Annotated in this window: 15 protein-coding genes and 1 pseudogene; 7 read left to right on the top strand and 9 right to left on the bottom strand. The window is 62.0% G+C overall.

Translation table 11 applies throughout. The annotated features are described in order from the left end of the window. Window positions 1-57: 57 nt before the first annotated feature. From XANALMUS060_RS09365 to XANALMUS060_RS09350, 4 genes are all read left to right on the top strand, one after another. A complete protein-coding gene (locus XANALMUS060_RS09365) occupies window positions 58-786 on the top strand; it encodes a DUF3298 and DUF4163 domain-containing protein (protein ID WP_235430435.1) in 729 nt (242 codons plus the stop codon). Window positions 787-968: 182 nt separating this feature from the next. Beyond that, window positions 969-1475 (top strand): MarR family transcriptional regulator, encoded by a 507-nt coding sequence (locus XANALMUS060_RS09360; RefSeq protein WP_045738164.1) that lies wholly within the window; start codon window positions 969-971, stop codon window positions 1473-1475. A 415-nt stretch (window positions 1476-1890) separates the two neighbouring features. Next, window positions 1891-2484, top strand: a complete 594-nt coding sequence (locus XANALMUS060_RS09355) for a hypothetical protein (RefSeq protein WP_045738163.1) — start codon at window positions 1891-1893, stop codon at window positions 2482-2484. A gap of 239 nt (window positions 2485-2723) precedes the next feature. After that, complete coding sequence (locus XANALMUS060_RS09350) at window positions 2724-3215, top strand: glutathione peroxidase (RefSeq protein WP_045738162.1); 492 nt, start codon at window positions 2724-2726, stop codon at window positions 3213-3215. Between the two features lie 58 nt (window positions 3216-3273). Here the strand turns inward: XANALMUS060_RS09350 and XANALMUS060_RS09345 are convergent. The 4 genes and pseudogenes from XANALMUS060_RS09345 to XANALMUS060_RS09330 all read right to left on the bottom strand — a co-directional run. Next, window positions 3274-3861 (bottom strand): annotated as a pseudogene (locus tag XANALMUS060_RS09345) (ferredoxin--NADP reductase); the annotation flags it as partial. A gap of 73 nt (window positions 3862-3934) precedes the next feature. Then, entirely contained in the window at window positions 3935-4714 is a 780-nt protein-coding gene (locus XANALMUS060_RS09340; RefSeq protein WP_045727265.1) for a ferredoxin--NADP reductase, read from the bottom strand. 112 nt (window positions 4715-4826) lie between these two features. Then, window positions 4827-5225 carry a hypothetical protein gene (locus XANALMUS060_RS21245; protein ID WP_045738160.1) on the bottom strand — a complete coding sequence of 133 codons (399 nt, stop codon included), beginning with the start codon at window positions 5223-5225 and terminating at the stop codon, window positions 4827-4829. 32 nt (window positions 5226-5257) lie between these two features. Next, complete coding sequence (locus XANALMUS060_RS09330) at window positions 5258-7141, bottom strand: ABC transporter ATP-binding protein (RefSeq protein WP_045738159.1); 1884 nt, start codon at window positions 7139-7141, stop codon at window positions 5258-5260. Window positions 7142-7295: 154 nt separating this feature from the next. On the opposite strand from XANALMUS060_RS09330, the gene XANALMUS060_RS09325 reads away from it, so the two are divergent. Then, window positions 7296-8819 (top strand): fumarate hydratase, encoded by a 1524-nt coding sequence (locus XANALMUS060_RS09325; RefSeq protein ID WP_045738158.1) that lies wholly within the window; start codon window positions 7296-7298, stop codon window positions 8817-8819. Between the two features lie 39 nt (window positions 8820-8858). Here the strand turns inward: XANALMUS060_RS09325 and XANALMUS060_RS09320 are convergent, their stop codons facing one another. Both XANALMUS060_RS09320 and XANALMUS060_RS09315 read right to left on the bottom strand, forming a co-directional pair. Beyond that, entirely contained in the window at window positions 8859-10010 is a 1152-nt protein-coding gene (locus tag XANALMUS060_RS09320) for a phospholipase A (RefSeq protein ID WP_045738157.1), read from the bottom strand. A 133-nt stretch (window positions 10011-10143) separates the two neighbouring features. After that, window positions 10144-10629, bottom strand: a complete 486-nt coding sequence (locus tag XANALMUS060_RS09315) for a DUF456 domain-containing protein (protein WP_045738156.1) — start codon at window positions 10627-10629, stop codon at window positions 10144-10146. A gap of 237 nt (window positions 10630-10866) precedes the next feature. Here XANALMUS060_RS09315 and XANALMUS060_RS09310 point away from each other — a divergent pair, with 237 nt between their 5' ends. After that, window positions 10867-11082 carry a cold-shock protein gene (locus XANALMUS060_RS09310; protein WP_045727271.1) on the top strand — a complete coding sequence of 72 codons (216 nt, stop codon included), beginning with the start codon at window positions 10867-10869 and terminating at the stop codon, window positions 11080-11082. An 87-nt stretch (window positions 11083-11169) separates the two neighbouring features. On the opposite strand, the gene XANALMUS060_RS09305 is transcribed toward XANALMUS060_RS09310, so the two are convergent. Together XANALMUS060_RS09305 and XANALMUS060_RS09300 are read right to left on the bottom strand one after the other, a co-directional pair. Then, window positions 11170-11637 carry a glycine zipper 2TM domain-containing protein gene (locus XANALMUS060_RS09305; protein WP_045727272.1) on the bottom strand — a complete coding sequence of 156 codons (468 nt, stop codon included), beginning with the start codon at window positions 11635-11637 and terminating at the stop codon, window positions 11170-11172. Between the two features lie 134 nt (window positions 11638-11771). Continuing rightward, window positions 11772-12200, bottom strand: a complete 429-nt coding sequence (locus XANALMUS060_RS09300; RefSeq protein ID WP_045738155.1) for a cytochrome c — start codon at window positions 12198-12200, stop codon at window positions 11772-11774. Between the two features lie 100 nt (window positions 12201-12300). Here XANALMUS060_RS09300 and XANALMUS060_RS09295 point away from each other — a divergent pair, with 100 nt between their 5' ends. Next, window positions 12301-13158, top strand: coding sequence for a tRNA threonylcarbamoyladenosine dehydratase (locus tag XANALMUS060_RS09295; protein WP_045738154.1), 858 nt, complete (start codon window positions 12301-12303; stop codon window positions 13156-13158). Here the strand turns inward: XANALMUS060_RS09295 and XANALMUS060_RS09290 are convergent. After that, on the bottom strand, window positions 13124-14683 hold the full coding sequence (locus XANALMUS060_RS09290; protein ID WP_235430433.1) for an EAL domain-containing protein: 1560 nt from the start codon (window positions 14681-14683) through the stop codon (window positions 13124-13126). The two genes, XANALMUS060_RS09295 and XANALMUS060_RS09290, sit on opposite strands and share 35 nt — an antisense overlap. Between the last annotated feature and the right edge of the window lie 243 nt (window positions 14684-14926).

Genomic DNA, 14926 nt, shown 5'->3' with positions numbered 1-14926 from the left:
CCCGGGTGTAAGCGCGAGCAGACGACTGTCGTGCCCAGCGTGACGCCAACGCTCTCAGTGAGCCAGGCCGATGTGCCGGCTGCACCAACCCATGCCGCACCGTTGGAGTTGAAGGACATCGTCGAGCACAACCCAAACTATGTGATTGGGATGACTTTCCCTGCGGCAATCAACCACTATCCGGGTCTGGCCGAGGCAGCCAATCGCTATGCGCAGCGTGCACGCGGCGAGTTGATGCAGGCGGTCGAAGGCATCGGTCACGACCGTGCGCGGACACCTTACGAATTATCCCTGCAGTTCGATGTGCTACTGGAACGGCCTGATCTGGTCGCCTTGGCGGCCGATGGTAGTCGCTATACCGGTGGCCCGCATGGCGAGCCACTGCTTGCGCGGTTTGTATGGTTGCCGCAGCGGCAGCGCATGTTGACCGCCGAGGAATTGATCCCAGATGCCGATCATTGGAAGGATGTAGCGACTTACGTTGCCGCGCACCTGCGCCATGCGATGCGCGCGCGCGGCCATGCCGCGCAGTTGACGCCAGACGATCGCGACCAGCAGGTGCTCAATGCCGACAAGATGATCGCCGAGGGTACCACGCCGCAGGCCCGCAACTTCAGTCAGTTCCAGCCGCTGGTCGATGCGAGAGGGAAAATCACCGCGGTGCGCTTTGTGTTTCCTTCGTACCAGGTGGGGGCGTATTCAGATGGCACGCAAATAGTCGACGTGCCGGCCAGTGTGTTGCGCGCTCTGGTTGCGCCCCAATATGCGGGCTTGTTTGTTGCCTAGCCTCCCTTGCAAGGCGAATCGGCAGCCTGTGGCGGGTTCCTGTGTGCGCCGCCTTGCCTTGTGGCAGGAGGGCGTAACGTGTAACCGCGCATGGCGACGTTTCCACTTTACTCTGCATCAGTCACACTGAGCAGCATTGTTGTCTTCGCCTCCCCCATTCTTCACCTGCGATCCCCTTCCCTATGAGCAGTTTCGAGCAGATCGAGCGATGTGTGGTCTACACATGTGAGCGCTACCATGGATTTCCACGCTCTCCGGCGGTGCTGATCCGGTTGGTCAAGCATCTGTACAAGCGCGTCCACACCAACGCATCCGTGGCGCTTAAGGATTACGGCATCAGTCCGCCGGAGTACGAAATCCTGATGATGCTGTACGGTACCCCCGGGCACTGCATGACTCCCACCGAGGTCGCCGAGGCCGTCAGTGAGAAACCGGCCAACATCACCCGCCTGACCGATAGCCTGTGTAGCAAGGGTTTGCTGTTGCGCATGGCCAGTCATGAAGACCGCCGCAAGGTCGCAATGACCATGCAGCCGGCCGGTATCGCCTTGATCGAAAGGCTGTTGCCGGATGTATGCGAGTTTCTATACGCCGAAACCGAAGGGTTGAATGTCGACGAACAGCAGCAACTGGAGCATTTGCTGAAAAAGATGTTGAGCGGTGTCGACTCTCACGCTAAGGTCATCTAGCGGCAGCCGCGCGTGCGGTTCACTATGACAGAGCTTGGCCTGCACTCACCGGGTACCCACAGTTTCCGCATTTGCACCAGGGCCTTGTGCTCTGTCGTCAAACCTTGGTATCGACCAGTGCGGGCGTCGCCGTGTTGCATCGCGGTGCCGCTGCGCGTCTGATCGGCTTCAGGTGCTGATGCTGTTTGGCGTGCGTTTTCATTCGTCAAGATGCGTGTTGGCATGCCTGCATCGAGCATTGCGGCGAGGCATGCCTGTAGTTGCAAGCTCTGGCGTGTGATGAGGCGGCGTGGCGCATGCCGGGCGGGTGAATACGGCCTGTCTGCATCTATATTGCTGTTGATGTGGCGTTGCTTTTGATTCGTATATAAGGGATCACGCCACTGATCCCCTGTGGCGGAACGAGGAGAACACAATGAACGGCAAGACCAAGACTCTGATGACGAGCGCGGTGCTGGTGGCGATGGTGGCGATGGCGCCGACTGCTGGTGCGCAGGCACTGGGTGGCGCCGGCGGCTTGGGCGGTGCGGTGAACGGCACGCTGGGCGGTCAGGCAGCGGGGAATCTGGGCGCTAACGCGACAGGTGCAGGCCGACTGGATGCGGGTGCTCCGCTGGAGCATGCGCGTGACGGCATCGAACAAACCTCGCGGCATGTACGGGCGGGCGCGGCGCACGGTGCGGCGGCGGCACGCAAGACGACAAGCGGTGCGATGAACGAGGCCGAGGGCGCGCTTGATACTGCTGCCGGCGCAGCCAAGTCCAGTGCGGCCAAGTCCGGTGCGGCGCTGTCTGCCGCAGGCGACGCTGCTGGAGGTGTAGAGGGCGCAGCGGCCGCGAGCGGTAACACACACGGTCATGCTAAGGGGAGTGCGTCGCATCGCGGGACCATGGGCGCTGCAGCCGGTGGTGCCGTGTCGGCTTCGGGTCAGGCGGGCGCGGAGGGCGGGCAGGCGAGTGGCTCGGCTTCACTCGGCGCCGATGCCGGTGCCTCGGCCGATGGCAAGTAAGCTGATCGGTGCGTCTTGGCATCGTCCTTTGCGGCGTGCCTGAGGTAAATCGGTTGGTCACGACGCCCGGCTGGTCCGGGCGTCGTGCTGTCCGTGCGAGCGTTTTGCTTGTCCCGATCCTGTTGCAGTGAGTTTGCCCCGTGCAAGTGAATATGCCGCTCGCTGGTCTGCGCGTGGCCGGGCACGGCGGCGGCGCGATGTCAGGCTCGGTCTCGCGCCATTGCCGAGAAGCGAGGTTCATGGAGATGCAGACCACTGCTTATGCCTTCACTGCGACGACCCTGGACGGCCGTGTGCAGTCGCTGGTCGATTACGCAGGCAAGGTGCTGCTGATCGTCAATGTCGCATCCAAATGCGGCTTCACTCCGCAATATGCTGGTTTGCAGGCGCTGTGGGAGCGATATCGTGAGCGTGGCCTGGTGGTGCTCGGTTTTCCGTGCGACCAGTTTGGTCATCAAGAACCTGGTGACGCCGAGCAGATCGGGCAATTCTGTTCGCTGAATTATGGCGTGGATTTCCCGATGTTCGCCAAGGTGCAGGTCAACGGCGAGAAAGCGCATCCGTTATGGTGTTGGCTCAAGCAGCAACAGCCGGGGGCGTTCGGGATCGCGGCGATCAAATGGAATTTCAGCAAGTTTCTGCTTGATCGCAACGGTCAGGTGCTGGCGCGCTATGCGCCCACCACCAAGCCCGAAGCGCTGGCCGTACAGATCGAGCGCGCGTTGGGTTGAGCGCGGCGATGCCTGCTTTGGTCGTGCGTCCTGATGACGGATAAAGCTCCCGGCCGCACTATTTTTCGACGAAAGCGCGCTCGAACACGTAATGGCCAAGTGCGCCGATGCGCGGGGAAGCGACGAAGCCGCGCGCATCCAGGCTTTGGCGTAGATCCGCCAGCATTTGTGGGCTGCCGCAAATCATCGCGCGGTCATGCTCCGGATCCAGCGGTGGCAGACCCAGCGTGCGCTGCATCGCGCCGTTGACGATCAACTCGGTGAGGCGGCCATGATTGCAGAACGCCTCGCGGGTCACCGCCGGGTAGTACAGCAGTTTCTCGCGGATGGTTTCGCCGAGGAATTCGTGCTGCGGCAGTTCCTTCTCGACATAGTCGCGATAAGCCAGATCCTTCTCCAAGCGCACGCCGTGAGCGAGGATCACTTTGTCGAAGCGCTCGTAGGTTTCCGGATCCTTGATCACCGACAGCCATGGCGCCAAGCCGGTACCGGTGCCCAGTAGGTACAGATGCCGGCCTGGGTGCAGGTCGCTGATCAGCAGCGTGCCGGTGGGTTTCTTGCCGACCAGCACCGAATCGCCGGGCTTGATGTGTTGCAGGCGCGAGGTCAGTGGGCCGTTCGGCACCTTGATGCTGAAGAACTCGAGCGCGCGTTGGGTTGAGCGCGGCGATGCCTGCTTTGGTCGTGCGTCCTGATGACGGATAAAGCTCCCGGCCGCACTATTTTTCGACGAAAGCGCGCTCGAACACGTAATGGCCAAGTGCGCCGATGCGCGGGGAAGCGACGAAGCCGCGCGCATCCAGGCTTTGGCGTAGATCCGCCAGCATTTGTGGGCTGCCGCAAATCATCGCGCGGTCATGCTCCGGATCCAGCGGTGGCAGACCCAGCGTGCGCTGCATCGCGCCGTTGACGATCAACTCGGTGAGGCGGCCATGATTGCAGAACGCCTCGCGGGTCACCGCCGGGTAGTACAGCAGTTTCTCGCGGATGGTTTCGCCGAGGAATTCGTGCTGCGGCAGTTCCTTCTCGACATAGTCGCGATAAGCCAGATCCTTCTCCAAGCGCACGCCGTGAGCGAGGATCACTTTGTCGAAGCGCTCGTAGGTTTCCGGATCCTTGATCACCGACAGCCATGGCGCCAAGCCGGTACCGGTGCCCAGTAGGTACAGATGCCGGCCTGGGTGCAGGTCGCTGATCAGCAGCGTGCCGGTGGGTTTCTTGCCGACCAGCACCGAATCGCCGGGCTTGATGTGTTGCAGGCGCGAGGTCAGTGGGCCGTTCGGCACCTTGATGCTGAAGAACTCCAGCTGCTCCTCCCAGTTGGCGCTGGCGATGGAGTAGGCGCGTAGCAGCGGCCGTGTCTCCGTCTCCAGTCCGATCATCACGAACTGGCCGTTTTCGAAACGAAAGCCGTCGTTGCGGGTGGTGGTGAAGCTGAAGTAGTCGTCGGTCCAGTGACGGACATCGAGCACCGTTTCGGGGCCAAAAGCGGAGGACATGCCGTTGATCGTAATGGGGAAGGAGCGGAGATTATTCTATCCCATGGTTGTTCAACTGATATCCGATCTCATTTGTGGGCGTCCGGGTACCTTGTTCCTGCGTCGGCTTGCTTCACTTCTCGAACGAAACTTCATACGACAGGTACAGCGGTGCCCGCGGCGGCGCCAGCAGCGGGCGTTGGCGCAGAAAGCGCTCCAGGCACTGTGCCAGTGGCGTGGTGCCATTGCGCCAGCTCGCCCCGACACTCCCGTCGGATTGCAACTGGACCACGATGACGAAGGCGGAGGTGTCCGGGCGTGGCGTGGCGCAATTGGTCACGCCTTCCTCCAGCGCGGCACGTTGCAGCGTGTGCAAACGTTCGCTCAGCGACGTCGGCAGCATCGCCTCGTCGTGGTCGGCGAGGGTCTTGGCGGCGCTGTAGTCTTGCGGCGTTGGCGTGGTGGCAGTGGGAGCGGCAGACGCAGACGCGGCAGGCAAGGCGGCAAGCAGGCAGTACAGAAAGCGGCGCATCGTGGCTGGTGTCCGATTGGGCGGTATCAGGCTCAACGATACCCAGCGGCCTGCAGTTCGAACAGTTCCGCGTAGCGTCCGCCTTGTGCCATCAGTTCGTCATGGGTGCCATTGGCTTCGATGCGACCATCGGCCAGTACCAGGATGCGGTCGGCCATGCGCACGCTGGAGAAACGGTGCGAGATCAGCACGGCGGTGCGGTCTGCGGACAGCTCCTTGAAACGCTGGAACACCTCGAATTCGCTGCGTGCGTCCAGCGCCGCGGTCGGTTCGTCGAGGATCATCACCTGCGCCTGGCGCATGTAGGCGCGGGCGATGGCGATCTTCTGCCACTGCCCGCCGGACAGGTCCACGCCAGTCTTGAAGCGGCGTCCGATCACCTGCGCGTACCCTTGTGGCAGGCTCTCGATCAACTCGGCAGCCATCGCGCGCTGCGCTGCGTGGCGGATGCGTTGCGCGTCGTGCAGTGCTGCGATCTGGCCAACGCCGATGTTCTCGCCAGCGCTGAAGTGGTAGCGCACGAAGTCCTGGAAGATCACCCCGAGGTTGCTGCGCAGGTCGTCCAGGTCGTAATCACGCAGGTCGCGGCCATCGAGCAGGATGCGGCCTTCGTCGGGGTCGTACAGCCGCGCCAGCAGTTTGACCAGTGTGGTTTTGCCGGTGCCGTTCTCGCCAACCAGCGCCAGCACTTCGCCGGCGCGCAGTTCGAAATTCAGTTCGCGTACCGCCCATCGTTGAGCATCGGGATAGCGGAAGCCGACATTCTCGAACACGATGCCGTGCGCGATCGGGCGCGGTATCGGCAAGGCGTCGGGCCGCGAGCGAATTTCCGGCACGATGCGAAAGAACGCGTACAGGTCGTCCAGATACAGCGCTTGCCCGGCCACCTGCGAGAAGCCAATCAGCAAGCCTTCGAACAATTGGCGCAGGCGCAGGAAACTGCCGGCCAGGAAGGTCAGGTCGCCGATGCTGAAATCGCCGCGCACGGTACGCCAGGCGATGTAGCCATAGGCGGCGTAGTAGCCCAGCGTGCCCAGGGCGGCCAGCAGTGTGCCCCAGAGCATGCGCTTGCGTGCCAGCGTGCGGTTGGCCTGGAAGAAGCGCTCGGCCAGCGTGCGGTAGCGTGTGATCAGAAACGTGTGCAGGTTGAAGATCTTCACTTCCTTGGCGGTCTCGACGCTGGCGCCGAGCTGGCGCAGGTAGTCGAGCTGGCGGCGCTCGGCGGTCCATTGAAAGTTGAGCGCATAACCCAGCGCATTGAAATGCGCTTCGCCGATGAACGCCGGGAGCAATGCCAGCGCCAGTAGTGCGATCAGCCAGGGTGCATAGACCAACAGACCGATCGCGAAACTGATGACGGTGATCGCATCCTGCACTTGGCCGAACAGCTGGCTCATCAGGTTCATTCGGCCCATGGTCTGACGCCGCGCGCGGTCGAGCCGGTCCTGCTGTTCCGGGTTCTCGAAATCCTCCAGGTCCAACTGTGCGGCATGCTCCATCAATTGCACGCTGGAGCTGTTGTTGAACAGTTCCGAGAGCAGCGTGTCGGCATAGCTGATCAATCGCCCGAGCAGGTCCGAGCCGATCGCCAAGGTCAGTTCCAGCGTCAGCAGTTCCAGTAGGCGGTTCAGCCGGCCGCTGCCCAGCGCCTGGCCGAAGGAGACGATGTCTTGGGATTGCCCGACCAGGTGGATGGTCTCGTCGATCAATAATTTGCCGACGTACAGCGCGGCCACCGGCAACAGTGCGCGGACGATGCGCAGGCCGATGCTGCTGAGGGTCAGCCAGCGGCTGCTCTGCCAGATCTGGCGTAGGAACGGCGGCAGGTTGCGCATTGCCTCGAAGCGTTCGCGCAGGCTGGGGCCGGTGCGTGATGCGGCGCGTGGGGCGCCATGAGACGGGGAGGGAGGGGTCATCGGCGCAGTGTGCCGGCGCTGGTGTGGTCGGGGAGTGTGTGGCGCCCAGCCCCGTGCGCAAGCACGCAACAGGGTGTCTCGGTGCGAACGCACGGCGCTCAGGCCACTTTAGCCTAAAATAGTGCTGTTTCCTCCGTCAGCCGCAGAGCCAGCCGTGACCTCGATCAAGCAGGAAGACCTCATCCAGTCCGTCGCCGACGCGCTGCAATACATCAGCTACTACCACCCGGTCGATTACATCAAGAACCTGTCGGCGGCCTACGCGCGCGAGCAGTCGCCGGCGGCCAAAGACGCCATTGCGCAGATTCTGATCAACTCGCGCATGTGCGCCGAGGGCCACCGGCCGATCTGTCAGGACACCGGCATCGTGACCGTGTTCCTCGAGATCGGCATGCAGGTGCGCTGGGACGACGCCACGATGGGCGTGGAGGACATGGTCAACGAAGGTGTGCGGCGGGCCTACAACTATCCAGATAACAAACTGCGCGCCTCGGTGTTGGCCGACCCGGCGGGCAAGCGCCAGAATACCAAGGACAACACGCCTGCGGTCGTCAACGTCAAGGTCGTTCCGGGCGATTGTGTGGACGTGATCGTTGCCGCGAAGGGCGGCGGCTCGGAGGCCAAGAGCAAGTTCGCCATGCTCAACCCTTCCGATTCCATCGTCGATTGGGTGCTCAAGACCGTGCCGACCATGGGCGCCGGCTGGTGCCCGCCGGGCATGCTCGGCATCGGCATCGGTGGCACCGCCGAGAAGGCCATGCTGCTGGCCAAGGAGGCGCTGATGGAACCGATCGACATCGTCGACCTGCAGGCCCGTGGTGCTTCCAACCGTGCCGAGGAGTTGCGCTTGGAACTCTATGAAAAGGTCAACGCGTTGGGCATCGGCGCGCAGGGCTTGGGCGGCCTGACCACCGTGCTGGATATCAAGGTCAAGGACTACCCGACCCACGCCGCCAACCTGCCGGTGGCGATGATTCCCAATTGCGCGGCGACCCGGCATGCGCACTTCACCCTGGATGGCAGTGGTCCGGTGATGTTGGATCCGCCGTCGTTGGAAGACTGGCCCACGCTGACCTACAACCCGACCAACGCGCGCCGGGTCGATCTGGACACCATCACCCGCGAGGAGGTTGCCAGCTTCAAGCCCGGCGAGGTGATTCTGCTCAATGGCAAATTGCTCACCGGTCGCGATGCCGCGCACAAGCGCATGATCGACATGCTCAACCGTGGCGAAACCTTGCCGGTGGATTTCACCAACCGCTTCATCTACTACGTCGGCCCGGTCGATCCGGTACGCGACGAGGTCGTGGGGCCTGCCGGTCCGACCACCGCCACGCGGATGGATAAATTCACCCGGCAGATGCTGGAACAGACCGGTTTGCTGGGCATGGTCGGCAAGTCTGAGCGCGGCGACGCGGCGATTGCCGCGATCCGCGACAACAAGGCGGTGTATCTGATGGCGGTCGGCGGCTCGGCCTACCTGGTGTCCAAGGCGATCAAGGCCAGCAAGGTGCTGGCGTTCGAGGACCTGGGCATGGAGGCGATCTACGAATTCGAGGTCAAGGACATGCCGGTGACCGTGGCGGTCGATGCCAGTGGCGAGTCGGTGCACAAGACCGGCCCGCGCGAGTGGCAGGCACGTATCGGCAAGATCCCGGTGGTGGTCGAATCTGTTTGAGTCTGTAATGGTCGGCGGCGTCAGCCATGCGGCGCCGCTTTAGAACCATTCCAGTAGCGAAATGCCCAGGCCGAGGTAAGTAGCGCGATGGTTGTAGTCGATCAGGCTTTCGCCGTAGCCGTCGAATACCTGCACATGGCCGCGTAGCAGGCTGCTGATCGGAAAGCCCCAGTCCAGTTGCACCGCACCGTGCGAGCGATCGCCGCCGCGCAGCGAATGCCGGGCCATCAGCGCCACTTCCTGACCGTCATGGCTGTAGATCAAGGTCGCATCACCCCGGCCCATGTAGTTTTCGATGTCGGGGTTGTCGTTCTGCTTGCGGTTTTCCGGGAGGCGGTACCACGGGCGCAGGATCAGCGCCCAGTTGTCGCGGTCCAGGCCGATGTTGAGGATCAACCGGTTCCAACTGCGCGACAACGGATCGCTTTGACCATTGGACTGGTGGGTCAACTGGAGCGCACTCATCCTGCCCTTCCAGCCGAACAGGCTGTAGTCGTTGCGGAACGCCAGGATCAGTTCCGGCTCGTAGTTGGTTTCGCGGAATGGCCGCGATTGCGCGCCGTTGTAGGACTGCAAGTGCGAGCTCTGGGTGTAAGTCCCCCACAGGTCGCCGTTGTCGCCGAATATGTTCTCCAATATCTTGGTTTTGAAGCTGATCTGGAACTTCAATTCCAAGCTGTCCAACTGCTCCGCTTTGGTCACTGTGTTGAGCGGATTCGGCGAGAAGGGCATCGTGTTCTTCTTGCTGGTCCAGAACGCCGGTAGCACATAGACCGGCTTGTAGCCGCGGAGTTGGAAAGTGCCTAGCTTGGAGCCCTGCGCCAGCTCCCAGCGGCTGTCCAGCAGCGAGCCATCGCCGGTCTTGGCGATGGTGCTGTCGTAACGATCCTGTTTGAACAGTGGATTTTTGTCTGGGCTGTTACGCTTTGCGACTCTGGTACTTTCCGGCAAGGTGGTGTTGAGTGGCTGTTTATTGTGCTTGCCTGGGGGGCGAGTGGCCGCGTCGGGTGCTGGCGGGCCGGCGACTTGACGCGACAACGCTTGATCGTAACAAGACAGGCGCGCGGCATCGCTGGAAATGGCGACGCAGGCCTCCGGTGATGCGGGGGTGGGCATGAATTCTTGCGCGTGTGCCACAGGCACGGCTGCGATCGACAGGAACAACAGGTGGTGAGTCTTGTGGTGGTGCATCTTTTTTCGTTCTAGTTGCAGCGGCCAGCGTGGGTGTGTGTTGCGCTGCTGGAGTGAATGACCGGCGAGGAAGATACAGCAAGCCACGACAATCCTGTCATTACCTGCTCATCGTGCGGCGTCGATATCACCCTCAGAACAGCCACGCTGCGATGAACAGACCGATCATGCTCAGTGCCAGGGCGAGCTTGGCCGCCATGCCGAGGACGATGCCCATCCACGTCCCCATCCCCACTCTGGCGGCTTGTCGCAACTGACGGCCGTGCCAATATTCCCCGACCAACGCGCCGACGAAGGGGCCAACGAATAGACCGATTGGCATGCAAAGCAGGCCTGCGATGCTGCCCAACATGGCGCCCCACATCGCTTTGCGACTGGCGCCGACGCGTCTGGCGCCGAACGCGGTGGCGAGCAGGTCGACCAAAAGCGAGACTGCGGTAATCAGGGCCAGCACCGTCAGCGTGGACCAACCAACGTGCTCGAAGTGATCGGCCCACGCCGCCAGCAGCATGCCGGCCAATATCAGCGGCGTGCCGGGCAGCGCTGGTAGCACGACGCCGGCCAGTCCGATCACCACCAGCATGCTGGCACACAGGTAGTAAATGAACTCAGGGTTCATGTGGCTTGTTCCGTGGGTGATTTTGGGGTTGACATCGGGTTTTTTTTTGTTGATTGCATTTTCATTTTGACCGGGGTAAGTTGCAGCCGCTGCGCTTGCAAAGGTCACCCTGAATCGTGCCCTGATGCGGTAGATCTACCGATCCGCTACATCGTTGTACCTCGCTTCCTCCTTGCAACCAGCCGCCGCAACCCACGGCGTAACCCCCTGAGACGTGTTCCAAGGAGAAAGTCAATCATGAGTGACAATGTTCGAGAGGAAGGCTTCGTCAAATGGTTCAATGATCCCAAAGGTTTTGGGTTCATCAGCCGCACGAACGGCGAGGATGTGTTCGTGCACTTCCGCGCAATCCAGACCCAGGGCTTCAAGAGCCTCAAGGAAGGTCAGAAGGTGAGTTTCATCGTGGTCCAGGGCCAGAAGGGCCTGCAGGCCGACGCGGTTCAGCCGATCTGAATCCCCGCCGCGGGCGTCCTGGCCCGCACTGCAAAAAGGCCCGCATTGCGGGCCTTTTTGTGTTGGAAAGACCTGATGGGAGCGTGATCAGCGTGGCACGACGCGGCCGTTCACCACACGGACGTAGGTGTTCTCGCCAATGCCGGCCAAGTCACGCTGGTTGACGACGAGTACCCGGCCGTCGTCCATCTGCACGTGGATATCGTATGTGTCGCTTGTCACGTTCTTCTGGATTTGGTTGCCGGCCAGCGCGCCGGCGGCCGCGCCAGCCACTGCGGACACGTTTTGGTTGCCCTTGCTGCCGCCAGTGTGATCGGAAATTTCATGACCGGCGATCGCGCCGACGATGCCCCCAAGGATCGCGCCGGTAGCCGACGGCGCGGTGCGCCCGGACGAGACGGTGTCGATGCGGGTCACAATGCCGCAGTCTAAGCAACGCGTTTGGGTGTAGCTGCGCTCTGGCTGGCGGTAGCCGCCGCCGTAGCCGGGTGAGGTGGCGCAGCCCGCCAGAGCCAGGGTGGCTATGGCGCCGGTGACAAGTAGATGGGTCTTCATGCGTACTTTCCTCGACAGGCGGTGATGGGGTGCGGCATGCCGCGCTCCAGATGAATCGTGTCGGCTACAGCGTGAATAAAACACCAATCTCCGTGCTGATGTTCAGCATGAGCGGCTACGGTGTCAGGCGTAATTCAGCGGAAATCGCGATGGCAGGCGTCGCACCGCCCCTCGATGGCCTGACGCGCTTGCGCGAGCGCGGTGCAGTCGGCTGGCGGTGTTGCAAGCGTCGTCTCTACCTGCGTGCGCAACGCATTGGCGTGTTCACGGAAACGGCTATCGTCGTTTAGCTCGGGGAAGGCCGTGTCCAGCTCGCCACTGAGCAGGCGCAGCGTGTGCAGCCGCGCCTGCGTATCTGGAGTGTTGCAGTGACGCAGCGCGCGCGCGCGTTCGAGCAGCGCCAATTGTTTGCTCATGACCTGCATCAGACTGCGCGGAAACGGATCTTGCCGCGCTTGCACCACGCGCAAGCCCACGACTGTGACGGTCAAGCCGATCAGGATGCCGGCGATCAATACCAAGAGATAACGCGAAGCGGCAGTGTGCGGTGGCGACGTCGTCATGGGTCCACGGTTGGGAGCAGTGAACATAGATGGTACGACTTAAGTGTGTAGTGTGGCGGAGGATGCGGGAGGCATAGCATCGATGGCATAAAATGGCCGCATGAACGAACAATTGCACGAGCGCTTTGCCGGCATCGACCGACTGTACGGGCGCGGCACCATCGAACGGCTGGCGTGCTGCCGGGTGGCGGTGGTGGGGATGGGCGGGGTCGGTTCGTGGGTGGTGGAGGCGCTGGCGCGTTCGGCGCTCGGCCATCTGACCTTGATCGATGCCGACGACATTTGCGTCTCCAACACCAACCGGCAACTGCCGGCGCTGGCAGGACAGTACGGGCGCAACAAGGCGGTGGCGATGCGCGAACGTTGCGTGGCGATCAATCCGATGATCGAGGCGGTTGCGGTCGAGGCGTTTCTGACCCCGTCCAACATCGCCGAGTTGCTTGGTACCGGTTTCGATTTGGTGATCGATGCGTGCGACAGTTTCCGGGTCAAGGTCGAGACGATTGCTTGGTGTCGGCGGCGCAAACTGCCGCTGCTGACCGTGGGTTCGGCCGGTGGACGTACCGATCCGACCCTGGTGCGGGTGCGCGATGTTTCGCGCACCGAGCACGACGCCATGCTGGCATTGATCCGCAAGAAGCTGCGTAGCGAGTTCCACTTCCCGAAGAATCCGCAACGCTATTTCGGCGTGCCTGCGGTGTATTCGCTGGAGAACGTGCGCTATCCGCAGGCCGATGGCAGCGTCTGCGGTCTGCGGCCTGCATTGGGCGCGGATGCGGCCTTGAAACTGGATTGCGGTGCCGGTTTGGGCGCGGCGACGCACATCACGGGCGCGTTTGCGTTTGCCGCTGTCGGCAAGGCGCTGGAGCTGCTGCTGAAGCGTTCTGCCGATCGTGCCGAGGGCGGGCGTTCGGCGCGCGTTTCTAGTGCGCCTGCTGCATGTTCGCTTGCGCAGTGACCAACTGTTCCAGATCGTGTGGCGATTGTGGCCGCCCGAACAAGAATCCTTGGAACCGCCGACAGCCCATCGCCGACAACATATCGCACTGTGCGGGCTCTTCGATGCCTTCGGCCAGTGCGACCATGCCCATGACTTCCGAGATCTCGACGATCTTCGCCAGCAATCGGCGTGCAGAGTCCTCACTCATCGCATCGTTGACGAATTGCCGGTCGATTTTGAGTTTGGTGACGGGCAGAGTCCGTAACATCGACAGCGACGAGAAGCCCGTGCCGAAGTCGTCCAGCGCCCAGCCGATGCCGAATGCTTTCAACTCGTGCATCTTGTTGCGGACGGCCTCGATATCCACGCACAAAGCCGATTCGGTCAGTTCGAGTTCCAGCAAGCTGGGGTTTACGCCTGCGGCGACGATCACCTCCATCACCGATGTCACGAAGGTCTGATCCAGAAGTTGCACCGGGCTGACATTCACCGCCACGACCATATCGCATAGTTCTGGTTCCTGGGACCACTTGCGCAGCGTTGCGCACACCTGGCGTAGTACCTCCATGCCGATATCGCGGATCAAGGCATTTTCTTCGGCCATTGGAATGAATTTGTCCGGAGTCAGCAGCGTTCCGCTGGGATGTTGCCACCGTACCAGCGCCTCGGCTCCCAGTACCTTGCCGGTCTCGCTGACCTGTGGCTGGTAGAGCACCTTGATTTCCTGGTTTCTGACCGCGCGCACCAGTTCGCGTTCAAGTGAAAGACGCGCATCGACATCGCTGCGATAGATGTACAGGATTGCCGCGAGCAGCATGGTGGCGAGCGCGATGTTGGAGGTTGCGCCGAGCATGCGCAGTTGCGGCGGTGGCGATGCGAACAATGGGGTGAAATCCAGCGCGCCCACCCCGAATGCGATGAACATCGCCATGCACGTCAGCGGGAAGACGTTGGCGCTGTAGCGATGGCGTTGGTCGAACGCGAGCAGCATGCCGGCCGCGAGGGGAAGGAAGAACAGATGCGTGGATCTGGAGACCTGGGCGATTGGCGTATCGGTTAGCGAAATCACCAGTACCACGACGAAGATGCCGTGCGCCACCAGGGACAGAGCAGTCGCGTTGCTGCGCCGGAACCCGCGGATCGCCAGCAGGCCGACGGCGGTCAGTCCGACGAACGTGACCGCCAGTCCCGGCAGGTTGTACAGCAGGCAGCATGCCGTCCATGCCAGGCCCATGATGGTGCAGCAAGCCCCTGCCAGTCCGAGCGTGATGCGCACCTTGCGATTTCGGTTGGCGTTGCGAAATTTCAGATTGACCCAGCTCTCGCCATGAGAGGATGGTTTTTCCAAGCCAGTGGATCCCTCGATTACTGGTGTTTGCGTGCCTTCTCCTGCTTGTACGGTGTTGGTGTTGGTGATAGGCACGCGCGCGTCATGTGCTGTGCGGCCTGCCAGTCCGAGCGTGATGCGCACCTTGCGATTTCGGTTGGCGTTGCGAAATTTCAGATTGACCCAGCTCTCGCCATGAGAGGATGGTTTTTCCAAGCCAGTGGATCCCTCGATTACTGGTGTTTGCGTGCCTTCTCCTGCTTGTACGGTGTTGGTGTTGGTGATAGGCACGCGCGCGTCATGTGCTGTGCGGCGGCTTTCTGCATGGTGTGCCGTTGAAGAATCATTGCGCTGTGCAACTGGCTGGGTGTCGGCAGCGGCTACGTTGTCGCGCATGGACATATGGTTTTCCTAGAGCGTGCGCCATCTACGGCACGCGCGTTGCGTGCCGGCTGGCGA

It is taken from the genome of Xanthomonas sp. MUS 060 (genome assembly GCF_000963215.1).
Classification (GTDB): domain Bacteria; phylum Pseudomonadota; class Gammaproteobacteria; order Xanthomonadales; family Xanthomonadaceae; genus Xanthomonas_A.
This window is presented reverse-complemented; position numbering and strand designations above follow the sequence as displayed.

What these genes read in the sequence shown, in the direction of transcription:
- XANALMUS060_RS09360 (WP_045738164.1), top strand. Translation starts at nt 969, where the DNA reads ATGAGCAGTTTCGAGCAGATCGAGCGATGTGTGGTCTACACATGTGAG.
- XANALMUS060_RS09355 (WP_045738163.1), top strand. Translation starts at nt 1,891, where the DNA reads ATGAACGGCAAGACCAAGACTCTGATGACGAGCGCGGTGCTGGTGGCG.
- XANALMUS060_RS09350 (WP_045738162.1), top strand. Translation starts at nt 2,724, where the DNA reads ATGGAGATGCAGACCACTGCTTATGCCTTCACTGCGACGACCCTGGAC.
- XANALMUS060_RS09340 (WP_045727265.1), bottom strand. Translation starts at nt 4,714, where the DNA reads ATGTCCTCCGCTTTTGGCCCCGAAACGGTGCTCGATGTCCGTCACTGG.
- XANALMUS060_RS21245 (WP_045738160.1), bottom strand. Translation starts at nt 5,225, where the DNA reads ATGCGCCGCTTTCTGTACTGCCTGCTTGCCGCCTTGCCTGCCGCGTCT.
- XANALMUS060_RS09330 (WP_045738159.1), bottom strand. Translation starts at nt 7,141, where the DNA reads ATGACCCCTCCCTCCCCGTCTCATGGCGCCCCACGCGCCGCATCACGC.
- XANALMUS060_RS09320 (WP_045738157.1), bottom strand. Translation starts at nt 10,010, where the DNA reads ATGCACCACCACAAGACTCACCACCTGTTGTTCCTGTCGATCGCAGCC.
- XANALMUS060_RS09315 (WP_045738156.1), bottom strand. Translation starts at nt 10,629, where the DNA reads ATGAACCCTGAGTTCATTTACTACCTGTGTGCCAGCATGCTGGTGGTG.
- XANALMUS060_RS09310 (WP_045727271.1), top strand. Translation starts at nt 10,867, where the DNA reads ATGAGTGACAATGTTCGAGAGGAAGGCTTCGTCAAATGGTTCAATGAT.
- XANALMUS060_RS09305 (WP_045727272.1), bottom strand. Translation starts at nt 11,637, where the DNA reads ATGAAGACCCATCTACTTGTCACCGGCGCCATAGCCACCCTGGCTCTG.
- XANALMUS060_RS09300 (WP_045738155.1), bottom strand. Translation starts at nt 12,200, where the DNA reads ATGACGACGTCGCCACCGCACACTGCCGCTTCGCGTTATCTCTTGGTA.
- XANALMUS060_RS09295 (WP_045738154.1), top strand. Translation starts at nt 12,301, where the DNA reads ATGAACGAACAATTGCACGAGCGCTTTGCCGGCATCGACCGACTGTAC.